The 14,376-nt window shown below is 63.4% G+C and carries 8 protein-coding genes and 1 pseudogene; 5 read left to right on the top strand and 4 right to left on the bottom strand.

Annotation, left to right across the window (positions count from 1 at the left end; genetic code table 11):
- Nucleotides 1–37: 37 nt before the first annotated feature.
- Nucleotides 38–3,064, bottom strand: a complete 3,027-nt coding sequence (locus tag CXK91_RS01355; protein ID WP_103454620.1) for a PAS domain-containing hybrid sensor histidine kinase/response regulator — start codon at nt 3,062–3,064, stop codon at nt 38–40.
- A gap of 329 nt (nt 3,065–3,393) precedes the next feature.
- Between CXK91_RS01355 and CXK91_RS01350 the strand changes: the two are divergent.
- Both CXK91_RS01350 and CXK91_RS01345 read left to right on the top strand, forming a co-directional pair.
- Nucleotides 3,394–4,156 (top strand): annotated as a pseudogene (locus CXK91_RS01350) (TerC family protein).
- Between the two features lie 427 nt (nt 4,157–4,583).
- On the top strand, nt 4,584–5,258 hold the full coding sequence (locus tag CXK91_RS01345) for a TIGR04211 family SH3 domain-containing protein (RefSeq protein WP_046619511.1): 675 nt from the start codon (nt 4,584–4,586) through the stop codon (nt 5,256–5,258).
- A 5-nt stretch (nt 5,259–5,263) separates the two neighbouring features.
- Here CXK91_RS01345 and CXK91_RS01340 read toward each other — a convergent pair whose 3' ends face one another.
- From CXK91_RS01340 to CXK91_RS01330, 3 genes are all read right to left on the bottom strand, one after another.
- Nucleotides 5,264–5,575, bottom strand: a complete 312-nt coding sequence (locus CXK91_RS01340; RefSeq protein ID WP_014820419.1) for a hypothetical protein — start codon at nt 5,573–5,575, stop codon at nt 5,264–5,266.
- A complete protein-coding gene (locus CXK91_RS01335; RefSeq protein WP_103454619.1) occupies nt 5,572–6,294 on the bottom strand; it encodes an AzlC family ABC transporter permease in 723 nt (240 codons plus the stop codon). Before CXK91_RS01335 ends, CXK91_RS01340 begins: the two co-directional genes overlap by 4 nt.
- Before the next feature lie 96 nt (nt 6,295–6,390).
- Nucleotides 6,391–7,194 carry an AraC family transcriptional regulator gene (locus CXK91_RS01330; RefSeq protein ID WP_014820421.1) on the bottom strand — a complete coding sequence of 268 codons (804 nt, stop codon included), beginning with the start codon at nt 7,192–7,194 and terminating at the stop codon, nt 6,391–6,393.
- 193 nt (nt 7,195–7,387) lie between these two features.
- Between CXK91_RS01330 and CXK91_RS01325 the strand changes: the two genes are divergently transcribed.
- From CXK91_RS01325 to glgP, 3 genes are all read left to right on the top strand, one after another.
- Nucleotides 7,388–10,507 carry a transglycosylase domain-containing protein gene (locus CXK91_RS01325; protein WP_256055581.1) on the top strand — a complete coding sequence of 1,040 codons (3,120 nt, stop codon included), beginning with the start codon at nt 7,388–7,390 and terminating at the stop codon, nt 10,505–10,507.
- A 182-nt stretch (nt 10,508–10,689) separates the two neighbouring features.
- Nucleotides 10,690–11,787, top strand: coding sequence for an endonuclease/exonuclease/phosphatase family protein (locus CXK91_RS01320; RefSeq protein ID WP_103454617.1), 1,098 nt, complete (start codon nt 10,690–10,692; stop codon nt 11,785–11,787).
- A gap of 75 nt (nt 11,788–11,862) precedes the next feature.
- Nucleotides 11,863–14,373: an alpha-glucan family phosphorylase gene (gene glgP / locus CXK91_RS01315; protein WP_103454616.1), complete on the top strand. Its 2,511-nt coding sequence runs from the start codon at nt 11,863–11,865 to the stop codon at nt 14,371–14,373.
- Nucleotides 14,374–14,376 lie beyond the last annotated feature (3 nt).

Genomic DNA, 14,376 nt, shown 5'->3' with positions numbered 1-14,376 from the left:
CAACTGGACGGCCGAAATAGAACGCTCGAAGCCTGACCTAGCCTTTCATCATCTCGAGCACCCGGGCAGCGAGGACATCTATCGCGAAAGGCTTGGTCAGCACCTGCATGCCAGCGCCGAGCGAGCTGTTGCCCAACGCGGCGCTCTCGGCATAACCAGTGATGAACAGCGTCTTCAGGCCGGGGCGCACCTGGCGACCGGCATCGGCCATCTGCCGGCCGTTCATCCCACCGGGCAAGCCGACATCGGTGATCAGCAGGTCGATGCTCACATCCGACTGCAGCAGCTTCAGCCCGGCCACGCTGTCCGACGCTTCGATCAGTGTGTAGCCGAGATCGCCCAGCACATCCATCAGCAGCAGGCGCACAGTCGGCTCGTCGTCGACGATCAGAATCGTGCCGCAGGCGCCCGCAAGCGCTGTCGCGGAGTTGCTTTGCGCCAAGGTGCCGGTCCCGGCATTGCCGTGGTAGCGCGGCAGGTAGATGCACATCGAGGTTCCGCGACCGACCTCGGAATCGATACGCACCTGCCCGCCGGACTGTTTGGCGAATCCGTAGATCATCGAAAGCCCCAGCCCGGTGCCTTCGCCAATCGGTTTGGTGGTGAAGAACGGGTCGAACGCTTTTGCAATCACGCTGGGCGTCATGCCGGCCCCTGTGTCGGTGACGGACAGCGACAGATACTCGCCGGCGGGCAGGTCATAGACCTGCGCCATCTCCGGGCCGAGCACGCGGTTGGCGGTCTCGATGGTGATCCGACCGCCGTCGGGCATCGCGTCGCGCGAGTTGATGCAGAGATTGAGAATCGCGTTCTCCAGCTGACTGGCATCGACCGACGCCGCCCAGAGGTCGGGCGCGCTGATGGTTTCGAGGAGGATGCTCGGCCCCACCGTGCGCTGGATCAGCTCGGTCATGCCCTCCATCAGCATGTTGACGTCAACCGGCCGCGGGTCGAGAGTCTGCCGGCGGGAAAAGGCGAGCAGCCGATGGGTCAGCGCCGCGGCACGCCTGGCGGCGCCCTGCGCAGCCGACATGTACTTGTCGATATCGTCCAGCCGCCCCTGGGAAATCCGCAGATTCATCAATTCCAGCGCGCCGCTGATACCGGCCAGCAGGTTGTTGAAGTCATGGGCAAGACCGCCAGTCAGCTGGCCGACCGCTTCCATTTTCTGCGACTGACGCAACTTCTCTTCGGCCTGGATCAGCTCTGCCGTCCGCTCGGCCACGCGCTGTTCCAGCGTGTCGTTGAGCGCGCGCAGCGCAGCGGTGGCGCGATCCCGCTCCGCTTCGATGGAGCGCCGGTCCTCGACGTCGATCAGTACGCCGGGGAAGCTCAGCGGCGTGCCGTCCTCGGCATGATCGACGCGCCCGTTTGCCTCGATCCAGTAGAAACGGCCATCGGCCCGTCGTACGCGGTACTGGTGCGCATAGGCGCCGCCACGGGCAATGACTTCTTCGATTGCAGCGATCAGCCCGTCCCTGTCCTCGGGGTGCACCGTTGCAATGATTTGCTCGAGGCTGAGCCCTTCGCGACCGAGAGCGAGGTCGAGGCCGAAGGCGTTCGCAAAGCCCTCATCCACGGTGAAGCGGTCGGTCGGCAGATGCCAGTTCCAGGTACCGATGATCGCGCCTGCCTCCAAGGCCAGCTGGACGCGCTGCACGTTCTCGCGGGCGAGGGCTTCGCTGATCCGAAGCCGCTCTTCGGCGTTTCTGCGCTCGGTGACGTCGTTGAATAGAATGGCGATTCGCCGCTCGGCGGGATCGCCGACGCGGACGGCGCGAACGTCGAACCAGCGTTCGAACGCCTCGGCATAGTTCTCGAAATTGGCAGGCTCACCGGTCTTGGCTACGTGGCCATAGGCTTCGAACCAGAACTGCTCCAGGTCCGGCGCGAACTCGGTGACCCATTTGCCGCGCAGGTCTACGCCGGCCTGGCGCTCGAACGCAGGATTGGCCTCGAGGAAGCAGTAATCCACGGGATTGTCGTCGGCATCGAACTTGACCTGAACGATGGCGAATGCCGCCTCGATGGTCTCCAGAATGGTGCTGAAGCGTTCCTCACTCTGGCGCAAGGCCGCCTCGGCGGCGCGCATGCGCGTCAGGTCGAGCATCGCGCCAATCATCCGCACGGCTTGGCCGTGAACGTCACGAATCACATGACCGCGGTCGAGGATATCCGCGTAGGACCCATCCAGACGGCGAAAGCGGTACTCGTCGGTCCAGGTCACCTCGCTGCCATTGATGACCGCATGGATAGACCGATGAATACGTGCACGGTCATCCGGATGGATATGCGCCAGCCACCAGTCACCAGAGCTGTCGACGTTTGCCAGCGGATGGCCGTACGCCTGCTCCAGCGCGTCATTCCACAACACGTGATTGCTGACCAGGTCCCAGTCCCAGACCGCATCGTTGGTCGCCTTCGCGGCCAGCCGATAACGCACCTGGGTATCTTCCATGGCGAGGCCCGCAAGGTGCTCGCTGGTGCGGTCACGCAGGATTTTCATGAAGCCGAGGTGTGCACCGTTTTCGTCATGGATCGGCGAGAGTTCGCCCGCTGCCCAGAACTGCTGACCGTCCTTGCGCAGGTGCCATCGCTCGTCCAGGGCGCGGCCCTCACGTAGCGCGCTCTGCATCTCTTCGCCGAGCCAGTCGCAGGCCCGATCGGCCGGCGTGAAGAACCGCTCGGCGCTTTGCCCGCGCATCTCCTCTGCGGTCCAGCCCATCACCTGCTCGGCGCCGGCATTCCAGTCGGTGATGATGCCTGCGGTGTCGGTCAGGATGATGGCGAAGTCGATCGCACTCTCGAATATCGCGCGCTGACGCGCCTCGCTGCCAGCCAGTGCCAGGAGGCTGGCATGCAACGTTTCAGGGATATCTTTCGAAACGCCCGACTGTACGGTTGTCGGGTGCTGACGATGCTGCTCGCGGGCGGGCTGGGTATCAAGGGGAACTTGGGACAAGGCTGGGTCTGGATCGATTCCAGCCAGGCCCAGAACCGCGCGCAAGCGCGCCACCTCAGCCACCAGCTCCTCTCGGGTCAGATTTTCCAGAGCTATTTCCACTATGCATCGTGATGAATGGGCGGGCGGTATTCCGCAGCGTGCTGCAGGTCATAAAAGCAGAAACCGCCGGGCTTTGCACCCGCAGGTGTCAAGTGGTGGCCAAAGAACAAACGGTCTGGCTTGCCTGATTCTGGCGCCCCAGGCGCATGGGATTTCGACGCATCCTGGCGCTATAGGGACGGTTACCGCACGCGAGGCAGCCGCCACTTGGCACTGAATCGATTTGATACAAAGCGGTCAAAAATGCGGGCTCTGTTACGGATTGCCTTCCAGCTATGCTCGCGCACCCGCCAGACGCGGGATCGTCATCACTCACGCTAGAGATCCATATGGAATCGCTTATCCAGCTCTTCTCCGAACCCACCACCTGGGTTGCCCTGGCAACCTTGATCGCCATGGAGGTGGTGCTCGGCATCGACAACCTGATCTTCATTTCGATTCTGACGAACAAGCTAGCGTGAGCGCGCGAGGCGCATCGGCATCAGCCTGGCGCTGGTCCTGAGACTGGGCCTGCTCGGCACGGTGGCCTGGATCGTTCAGCTCACCGAGCCGGTCATCGAACTGTTCGGCAATGCGTTTTCCTGGAAGGACATGATTCTGATCGGCGGCGGCCTGTTCCTGCTCTGGAAGGCCACCAAGGAGATTCACCACAGTGTCGACCCGACACCCGGCGGCGATATGTTCGAAGGCAAGCAGCTCGACAATGCCGTCACGATGGGCTTCAGCGCCGCGATTGCGCAGATATTGCTGCTCGACCTGGTGTTCTCGGTGGACAGCATCATCACTGCGGTGGGTATGACCGATCATGTCGCGATCATGGTCATTGCCGTGGTCGTCGCGGTATCCGTGATGCTCCTGGCGGCGAACCCGCTGGCCAAATTCATCAACGAGAACCCGACCGTCGTGATGCTCGCGCTCGGCTTCCTGCTGATGATCGGCATGACCCTCATCGCGGAAGGCTTCGGTGCCCACGTACCAAAGGGCTACGTGTATGCCGCCATGGCGTTCTCCGCCGGGGTCGAGATGCTGAACATGATGGCCCGGCGCGCACGGCAGAAGCAGCTCGGTCTCGCTCAAGAGCAATCGAAATAAACTGACGGTGGGCCTGCATCAGCGAAAAGGGGTCACGCTGGAGCAGGCCCACCGCACCGAAGCTCCCATAGCCATGCCGGCATAGAGGCCGGCTCGGTCTCGCACCGCCCCACCCCGCGGTTTTAGCCGCTTGCGGCTGGCATCGACTGCAGTTTCCCAGCTCGCCGCCCCTCATCGCCAGCATTGTCAGCCCGACAAAAACCGCCTGAACTTTCGCCGGGGAGGACGGTCAGTCAGCTGATGCACCCGCGGAGCATCTTCATTTTCGTGCCGTTTGCACGTCAGGCTCCGATCTGTGGCTGCCACCGCGTCCGGCCACTAAAAGCGGTGCTTTTCTCTGCGGCTGGCCCAGAGTCTCGCGTGCCAGATGCAGTCGACCTCACCACCCCACGCTTGGGTCCTATTCTTCCAATAACGCGAACTTTTCATGTCCATATCTCTTCATCTTTTTGCCTTGCTCTCCCGGTTCAGCTTTCCCCAGCCGCGCCAAGTCATCGGCGCCAGTCTATTGGGCGCCCTGCTTGTTGCCGGCCCCGTAAACGCCCAGGAATCCTCGGATAACACGCGCTGGGTCAGCGACAGTCTGAATACCTACGTACGCAGCGGCCCTACCGACGGCTATCGCATCGTCGGCACGCTGACCTCGGGGCAGAAGGTCGAGCTGATCAGCACTCAGGGCGATTACAGCCAGGTACGCTCGGAGTCCGGCAGCAACGTCTGGATACCCAGCAAGGAACTGCAGGACGTTCCCGGCCAGGCCGAGCGCCTGCCGCAGCTCGAACAGCAGGTCGCAGAACTGAGCGAGGAACTCAAGACCATCGACGAAAGCTGGCAGGTCCGCGTGCAGGGCATGCAGGAAACCCTGGACTCGCGCAAAGCCCTGATCGACGAACTCGACGCCCGCCGCATCGCCCTCGAGGCGGAGCTGACCGAAGCACAGTCCGAACTGCGTACGACCCAGGCGCGGCTCGGCGACGAGAACAAGCAGGTGCTCATGCAGTACATGGTCTATGGCGGCAGCATCGCCGGTGCTGGGCTGCTGGTGGGCCTGATCCTGCCAATGCTCACCCGCGGCCGTAAGCGTAACGATCGCTGGTTCTGACTCGATCAGCCGATGAGGGCTCCCGCTGTGTAGTAGAGCGCTGCACCGACCAGCATGCTGCCAACCAGACCGACTCGGCCGCTGATGGCGAGCAGAGCGACACCCAATAGTGACGTCGCAGCAGCAGCCGGTGCAGCGCTGATTTCGCTGTATGCGACGTAGACTGCGAGATTGATGAACACCGCGGTCGGCAGGATCTGCCCGACGATGCGTAGACCGCCCGCGCCGAGCGGCATGCTGACGAATACTGGCACGACTCTGACCAACAAGCTGGTGATCAGCAGCGCGGCGGTGGCAATCAGGACCGCCCCGTTCATGCTCTGACTCCGTTCAATAGCAAGGCTACGAGTAATACGCCGGGGATCCAGAAGTACACAGGACCAAGCGTCAGGATCAGTCCGAGGGAAGCTGCGGCACAAAGAAAGATCAAAGCTGCCCCGGCGACCTGATGGCGCCGAATGTGCGCTCGCCGTGCCTTCAGCTGCGACAAGGCGAGGTAAAACAACACAGCGCTCGCCGGAAATCCGAGGTTGAAATCGTTGCTGAGCCAATCTTCAGGCAGAACCCCACCGATCACAGCGCCAAAGGCTCCTGCCAGTACCCAGGTTAGAAATATCGCGCTGCGTATCTGCAGCATCCGGTCGATCGGCTCGTCGTCCCGTTCACAGGCATAGGCTTCGTCGCCTAGCATGTGCGCACTGCAGGCGCGCGCGAATGCAGATCGAGGCATCCGTCGTATAGTCGAGATCGCCATCGGCAGGTAACGACAATTGATCGATGCAGTTACAAGCAGCAGCGTAAAGAACCCCGTGCCACTTTCGGACAGCGGCAATGCTGCAAACTGCCCGCTGCCAGTGAAACCTAGCAAGCCGAGCAGCAAAACATCCAGTACCGACCAGCCGGACCGTGCGGCAAGCACGCCGAACAGCATGGCAACCGGCATGACCGACAATGCCGCCGGAAGGGCCTGTTTCAAAGCGCTGCCGGTTACGAGCGTGGGCGCCGCCGGGTCCGCGTTCTCTACTATTTCTAACAATTACACCACTCTCCGAGCTGCGCGATGACATGCGCAGCGAAGTGTGAGTAGTGCCGCCGAAGGATTCTTGTACGATCGTGCAACCGCGCGCTGACTTCAGCTCAGCCGCATCAGCCGTGCCCAGTGTGCAGGGGTAAGTCCATAGGCTTGTTTGAAGTGGCGACTCATGTGGCTCTGGTCGTTAAACCCCGAAACAAGTGCCGCGTCGGCCACTGATATCCCGTTCGAAAGCAACCGCCGAACATGATCTAGGCGACGTAACGTCAGGTAGCGGTATGGGCTGGTGCCATACAGGGCGCGAAAATCGCGCGACAGGTTCCAGCGATCCCGGCCGGAAACCCGCTCGAGTTCGTCAAGGCTGAGAGCTCCATCCAGATGATGGTGCATGTACTCCCGAGCCAGTTCGGCGGCGCGGAAGTCGGCTCGTCGTCGATTGACTCTTTTCCCGGCTACGACGGACATGACCTGGGCCAGATCAAACAGCGCATCCTGCTGCTCCAACTCTTCTATCGGGTTGTCCAGGCAAGACAGCAGCGCCCAGACGACACGCCGCAAGCGTGGATCACGGGATATCCCATCATTGATGAAAGGCAATGGCTGCCCACCGAGCGGCCCCTGCAGCATCGCAGGCTGGATATAGATTATCCGGTACCGAAAACCCGCCTCGCTCCCCGCCTCGCCGTCGTGCAACTCGTCGGGATACACCACGAAGGTATCTCCAGGGAGACTGTAGCGGGCGCTCTTGCGGTAGTTGAAACGGTGCACGCCGGCGAGCGTACAGCCGATCGCATAAGTGTCATGCCTGTGGGGAGCGTAACCGTAGCCACTGAAGTAGGCCTCAAGCCGCTCAAGGGGGCCGGGCTCGTCAGGGCGCCGTATCCAATCGTTATTGCCCTTCATTACTACTCCCAAGCCCCGAACGATGCACGTCTCACAGTAGCGGTCCACAGCTACGACGAGCAACTCACCAAGCGCCCCACCGCCTCCGCTTCAAGGCTCGTGCTTGAGCCGCTCCGTTCGTCAAACCGCCATCGCTTAAGCCGTGCGGGCGAACTATGCTTGCCGTAGAGCACTGCTAGGAAGCCAGGCATACATGGGCGCAGTATGGCGGTCCGACAAGACATCCCAGGATGGGCGTAGCAAGCGCGCCCCTTCCCCCAAATCATCCCGCACATCAGCTAAAGGCCGTCGCAAGACGGCACGCCGATTGGCGCTGCTCGTCGGCATTTCGCTGCTGGCAGGCGGTGGCTATCTCGGTTGGCAGGAGCTGGACAGCGCCCGGTGGCAATCGCATTGGTTAAGCCGCTATGCGGCCGATCTGGATTACGTGGTCAAACCCGGGCCGAGCCCACGCATTCAGTTCCCAGAAGACGGCCCGTTCGACCGCCGCCTGGGCTACGTCGATCTGCCGCGCTTCATTCAACAGCTGTCACAGCGCAACTTCAGGATCGAGGAGCAGGCACGCTTCTCGCGGGCACTGCTGGATTACACCCACCGCGGATTCTTTCCGCCCTACCCCGAGGACTCCCAGGCCGGGTTGACCATCAACGACTGCCGCGGCGTGCCGATCTACACCAACAGCTATCCACGCCAGTATTACGAGCGCTTCGAGGACATCCCACCGCTGGTGGTGATGAGCCTGTTGTTCATCGAGGACCGTGGCCTGCTGGACGCCAGCCGCCCCCACGCCAACCCGGCGGTGGACTGGCCGCGCTTCACCAAGGCGGCGATCAGCCAGCTGGAGAAGCGCCTCGGCCTCAGCGGCCAGGCCGCCGGCGGCAGCACCCTGGCCACCCAGGTCGAGAAGTATCGGCATTCACCCGAAGGCCGCACCGGCGATCCGCAGGAAAAGATCCGACAGATGATCTCCGCCAGCGTGCGTACCTATCGCGAGGGCCCGCAGACCCTGGCCACCCGTCAGCGCATCGTGCGCGACTACCTCAACAGCGTGCCGCTCTCGGCGGCGCCCGGGCACGGTGAGGTGCATGGCATCGCCGATGGCTTGCGGCTGTGGTTCGGCGCCGACTTCCGTGAAGTCAATCGCCTGCTCGATCCACATAGCGCCGACGAGGTCGATGCGCAGGCGCGCGGTCTGGCGCTGCGTCAGGTGCTGTCGCTGCTGATCGCACAGCGGCGTCCGTCGTACTACCTGGGTGCCGGTCGCGAGGAAATGGCAACGCTGACCGACAGTCACATCCGCCTGCTGGCCAACGGCGGCATCATCGATGCCGGCCTGCGCGACGCAGCGCTGGGCCAGCGCGTCCTCGGACAAAGCCCGAGTCGCGACTCGGCGATCCGGCAGGTGGAAGCCACCAAGGGCATCACCGTCGCGCGCATGCGTCTGGCCGGGCTGCTCGGCTTGCCGCTGTACGACCTGGATCGCCTGGACCTCACCGCCAGCACGCCGCTGCAGGGTGATCTGCAGGCACAGATCAGCGAGTACCTGGTGCGCCTGGCCGATCCCGCTTTCGCCGAATCGGTCGGGCTGTTTGGTGATCGCATGCTGTCCCCGGAGAAGACCGCCGCCGTGCGTTACAGCTTCACGCTGTTCGAGCGCGGCGAGGAAGGCTTCCAGGTGCGGGTGCAGACCGACAACACCAACCAGCCGTTCGACATCAACGAGGGCAGCAAGCTGGAGCTGGGTTCAACCGCCAAGCTGCGCGTACTGACCACCTATCTCGAGGTCATCGCCGAACTGCACCAACGCTACTCGGACCTCACCCCGAGCGAGCTACGCAAGATCAACGCCAAGGCCAATCTCAGCCGCTGGGCCATCGATTACCTGGCCACACACAGCGACCGCAGCCTGGAGCGCATGCTTGACGCGGCGCTGGAGCGACGCTACTCGGCCAGCCCCGCCGAACGCTTCTTCACCGGCGCCGGCATGCACCGCTTCGGCAACTTCCGCCGTGAAGACGACGGGCGCATTCCCACGGTGCGCGAATCACTGCGCGAGTCGATCAATCTGCCGTTCGTGCGGCTGATGCGTGATCTGGTGAGCTACAGCACCTACGAAACCATCAACAGCGCCGAGCTGCTGGGGGACGACAAGGACCCGCGCCGCCAGGAATACCTGACCCGCTTCGCCGATCGCGAGGGCTCGGTGTTCCTGCAACGTTTCTGGAAGAAGTACCGCAACAAGAGCGCCGAGCAGCGCATCGAGACCTTCCTGCAGGGCATGCGGCCGACACCCGTGCGCCTGGCGGCCGTGCATCGCTACCTGATGCCGGATGCCGAGCGGCCGGTATTCGACAGTTTTCTCAAGCAGCATCTGCCGGACTCCGATCTCAACGACAAGAAGCTGGATGCGCTCTACACCCGCTATGGCCCGGGCGCCTACAGCCTGCCCGATCAGGCCTACATCGCCCGCACGCACCCGCTGGACCTCTGGCTGCTGGGCTACCTGATCGCCCACCCGCAGGCGACGCTCTCCGAAGTGGTTGCCGACAGCCGCGCGCAGCGCCAGGAAGTCTACGGCTGGCTGTTCCGCAGCCGGCACAAGAGCGCGCGCGACAGCCGGATTCGCATCATGCTGGAGGTCGAGGCCTTCACCGACATTCATCGCCGCTGGCAGCGGCTGGGCTATCCGTTCGACAACCTGGTGCCGTCACTGGCGACCGCGCTGGGCAGCTCGGGTGATCGGCCGGCTGCGCTGGCCGATCTGATGGGCATCATCCTCAACGATGGTGTCCGCCTGCCCAGCGTGCGCATCGACAACCTGCACTTCGCCCAGGGCACGCCCTATGAAACCCGCATGGGCCTTGCCACCGGGACCGGCAAGCGGGTGATGCCGGTCGAAGTGGCCCGCGCGCTACAGGATGCACTGGCCAATGTCGTCGAAGGCGGTACTGCGCGGCGTTTGCAAGGCAGTTTCGTGCAGCAGGACGGCAGCGCTTTGCGAATGGGCGGCAAGACCGGCACCGGTGACAACCGCATCCAGAGCGTCGGTGCTGGCGGCCGGCTGATCAGCTCGCTGGCGCTGAACCGCACAGCCACCTTCGTCTTCTATCTCGGGCCCAACCACTTCGGCACACTGACGGCCTATGTGCCGGGACGCGCCGCCGACAGCTTCCGCTTCACCTCGGCGCTGCCGGTACAGACGCTCAAGGGCATGGCGCCTATCCTGCTGCCTTATCTGCAAGGCCAGAACACGCTCTGTCAGCCGGAGCACCTACCAGCACTGACCGGCGGCATGCTTTCGGTCGAAAACTGATCCCAGCGCCCGCACCGGTTGCCGCTCCGGCGCCGGTTTCGGCGCGTGCACCAACAAGGAATGGGCGCAAACCGAATTCGTTTGCGACGCTTCGCTTGATTGCCTGTCGAATACCTCGGTCCTGGAACCAATCTGGAATGCACGCCTGATTGCCGAACTGATCGGCCGCAACGGGAAACGTCATGATCGAAGGGATATTGCTGCTCACCACGGGACTCTTTGTGCTCGTCACACTCCTGCCGCTCTGGCGGCATCGCGCTTGGTGGGTGCGCGTATGGGAATTTCCTCGCCTGCAGCTCGGCGCGCTACTGGTCGCTCTGCTCGTTGCTCAGGGCCTGCTGCTCGACTACAGCCAACCCTGGCAATACCTGATCTCCGCCCTGGCCGGCGCGTGTCTGGTCTACCAGCTCGCGTGGGTCGTGCCCTACACACGTCCCTGGCGCAACGAGGTGCGCCGGGTGGAGGCAGATGCCACAGGGCCGCGCATCCGGGTGATGTCATCCAACGTGCTGGGGTCGAATCGGCAGTCCGACCGGCTGCTGGCGCTGGTCCGCGAGTATCGCCCCGACGTTCTGGTGACCCTCGAATCGGACCAGTGGTGGGAAGCGCAGCTCGAACAACTCGCCGAAGAGTATCCGCACAGCATCCGCTGCCCGCTGGATAACCTCTACGGCATGCATGTCTTTTCACGTCTGCCGCTGGAAGAGCCAGAGCTGTGCTTTCTGGTGGAGGACGACGTGCCCTCCATGCATGCTCGGGTGCGTGTGAGCGACGACCTCGCGGTGCGCATGCACTTCCTCCATCCGGCACCGCCCAGCCCGACCGAGAATGAAGAATCCACCGAGCGCGACGCGGAACTGCTGGTGGTCGCCAGAAGCATCCAGGACAACGATGACCCGATCATCGTCAGCGGCGACCTCAACGATGTCGCCTGGTCACCTACCACGCGTCTGTTCCGCAAGATCAGCGGCCTGCTCGATCCACGCGTTGGCCGCGGCATGTACAACACCTTCCATGCCCATCACTGGTTTCTGCGCTGGCCGCTGGATCACTTCTTCCACAGCTCGCATTTCCGTTTCATCCGTCTGCTGCGGCTTCCGGATATCGGCTCCGATCATTTCCCGGTGTTCATCGAGCTGCAGTACGACCCCAAGCACACTGAAGAGCAGCATGGCCTCGAAGCCGACCGCGACGACGAGCAGCTGGCCGAGGAAACCATCGACGAAGAGCCCGTCACCCCGGGCGATGTACCGCAACCGAAGGCCGACGCCCGACGCTGAGGCGCTTGCCATCAGCCGCGACGGTCGGCCTATGCTGGAAAGTACCGTGCGCCCAGTCCAGACGAGAGAGCCCGCATGACGCCCGTATCCGAACGCCCCGCGATTACCCCGGAAACCCTGCGCCAGCTTGCCTTCGACCAGTCCATCCGCTGGACCAGCCAGAACGATGACCTCTGGCAGCTGCTCGACAACGACCTGTGGCAGCTCACGCGCAATCCCAGCCTGGTACTCAGCACCGTGCCCGAGCAGAGGCTGGAAGCACTGTTGCAGCGCGCCGAATGCCATCGTCTGGTGGAAGGCATCGTTGAAGCCCAGCAGGCACGGCTGGAACGACCAACCTGGTTTGCCAGCCAGCACTACGGAGAGAAACTCGCGCACGTCGCCTACTTTTCGATGGAGTACATGCTCAGCGAGGCGCTGCCGATCTACTCTGGCGGGCTCGGCAATGTCGCCGGCGATCAGCTCAAGGCGGCCAACGATCTCGGCGTGCCGATAACCGCAGTAGGGATGCTCTGGCAGCACGGCTATTTTCGCCAGAGTATTGGTCCGGACTGCCACCAGCAGGCGCTGTACCCGGTCAACGACACACGGCAGATGCCCATTGAGCCGCTGCTCGACGCTGACGGTACAGCGCTAAGGTTCGCGATCCAACTCCCCGGCGTACAGATCTGGCTGCGCGGCTGGCAGGCCAGGGTCGGACGCCACCGTCTGCTGTTGCTGGACACCAACGACCCTGCCAACCCACCCATTGCGCGATTGATCACCAGCGAACTCTACGGCGGCGACAACGAGATGCGTCTGCGCCAGGAGCTGGTGCTGGGCATCGGCGGCTGGCGGCTGCTTGAAGCAGACGGTGTGCAGGCCGACGTACTTCATCTGAACGACGGCCACGCGGCATTCGCCGTACTCGAACGCGCCCGCAGCTACATGGCCAGGGAGCGCGTGTCGTTCGAAGTCGCCCTCCACGCAACGCGGGCCGGCAATCTGTTCACGACCCATACGCCTGTCGAAGCCGGTTTCGATCGTTTTCCGCCTGAGCTGCTGAGCAAGTACCTGGAACGCTATGCCGAGTACGAACTGGGCATCCCACTGCAGTCACTACTGGCCATGGGACGCAAGCATGTGCACGACCCACACGAGCCATTCAACATGGCCTACCTGGCAACGCGCGGGGCCGGCGCGGTCAATGCCGTCAGCCAGCTGCATGGCCGCACCAGTCGCTACATCTTCCGCGAGCTTTATCCGCGCTGGCCGCTCGAGTCGGTGCCGATCGGTCATGTCACCAATGGCATCCATCTGCCGACCTGGGTATCGCCGGACGCCGAAGCCCACTGGTATGAGCTGCATGGCGATGAGATTCCCTGGCGCGGCACCGACCAGGCCTCAGTGGACGATCTTCTGGCCCAGGTCGATGACCGCTGGCTGTGGCAGATCCGCCAGCATGCTCGTGGCGAACTGCTCAGCTTCGTACGCAGCCACCTGGCCCGCAGCCTCGCGGTGCACGGCGCCTCGCCTGCGGAGATCGAATTCGCCGGCTCGCGCCTGCATCCGCAACGGCTGACGCTGGGCTTTGCCCGGCGCTTCGCCGCCTACAAACGCCCCAACCTGCTGCTGCAGGACCCGGAACGGCTGGCGCGCCTCCTCACCCATCGCGATTACCCGGTGCAGCTGCTGGTTGCCGGCAAGGCGCACCCCGCCGATCGCGCAGGCCAGGCGCTGCTCAGCGAATGGCAGCGGTTCGCCGCGCGCCCCGATATTGCCGGCCACGTGGTTTTTCTCGAGGACTATGACATGCGTATCGCCCGGCACATGGTGCAGGGCGTGGATGTCTGGCTGAATACCCCACGCCGCCCGTGGGAAGCCAGTGGCACCAGCGGCATGAAGGTCCTGGCCAACGGTGGGCTGAATCTTTCGCAGCTCGACGGCTGGTGGGCCGAAGCCTATGCCGCCGACCTCGGCTGGGCCGTCGGCGACGGCTTGGAGCACGAACCCGAACACGATGCCGCGGACGCCGAACAGCTGTATCGGCTACTCGAAGAGCAAGTCGTGCCCTGCTTCTACCAGCGCGACCAGCAGGACATCCCCACCGCCTGGGTGAAACGCATGCGCCGCAGCATGAGTGCTCTGGTGGAGCGCTTTTCCGCCGACCGAACCGTGCGCGAATACACTGAGCGCTATTACCTGCCGCTGTCCAGCAGCTACCGGCAACGCTGCGCGGATGGTTCTGCGTTGGCCACCGAGATGTCGCGCCGAATCACCAGCCTGCGCAGCTACTGGCACGAACTGGCCTTCGAACAGCTTGAGTGGCGGAGCGAGCGTGACACTCATCATGTCGAGGCGCGCCTGCACCTGGGCCGAATCGAACCGGAGCAGATAGCCGTGCAGCTGTTCGCCGAATCGCAGGGAGCGGAGCCGGCCAGCGTCCACACGTTGCAACTCCAGCACCACGAAGGCTCATACGCCAGCTACCGGACTGAGCTGAGCACCCAGCGCCCTGAGGCCGACTACACGGCTCGGGTCGTACCCAGCCCCGCGCTGGGCCTGGCGGTGCCGCTGGAGCTGCCGCTCATTCTCTGGCAGCGATGAAGT

The sequence above is a fragment of the Stutzerimonas stutzeri genome (genome assembly GCF_002909485.1).
GTDB classification, from domain to species: Bacteria; Pseudomonadota; Gammaproteobacteria; order Pseudomonadales; family Pseudomonadaceae; genus Stutzerimonas; species Stutzerimonas stutzeri_AH.
The sequence above is the reverse complement of the archived record's forward strand: the minus strand, read 5'-3'. Positions and strand labels throughout refer to the sequence as shown.

Excerpts from the sequence above, each read along its gene's own strand:
- CXK91_RS01340 (WP_014820419.1), bottom strand. The coding sequence starts at position 5,575 with ATGAACGGGGCGGTCCTGATTGCCACCGCCGCGCTGCTGATCACCAGC.
- CXK91_RS01325 (WP_256055581.1), top strand. The coding sequence starts at position 7,388 with ATGGGCGCAGTATGGCGGTCCGACAAGACATCCCAGGATGGGCGTAGC.
- CXK91_RS01320 (WP_103454617.1), top strand. The coding sequence starts at position 10,690 with ATGATCGAAGGGATATTGCTGCTCACCACGGGACTCTTTGTGCTCGTC.
- glgP (WP_103454616.1), top strand. The coding sequence starts at position 11,863 with ATGACGCCCGTATCCGAACGCCCCGCGATTACCCCGGAAACCCTGCGC.
- CXK91_RS01345 (WP_046619511.1), top strand. The coding sequence starts at position 4,584 with ATGTCCATATCTCTTCATCTTTTTGCCTTGCTCTCCCGGTTCAGCTTT.
- CXK91_RS01330 (WP_014820421.1), bottom strand. The coding sequence starts at position 7,194 with ATGAAGGGCAATAACGATTGGATACGGCGCCCTGACGAGCCCGGCCCC.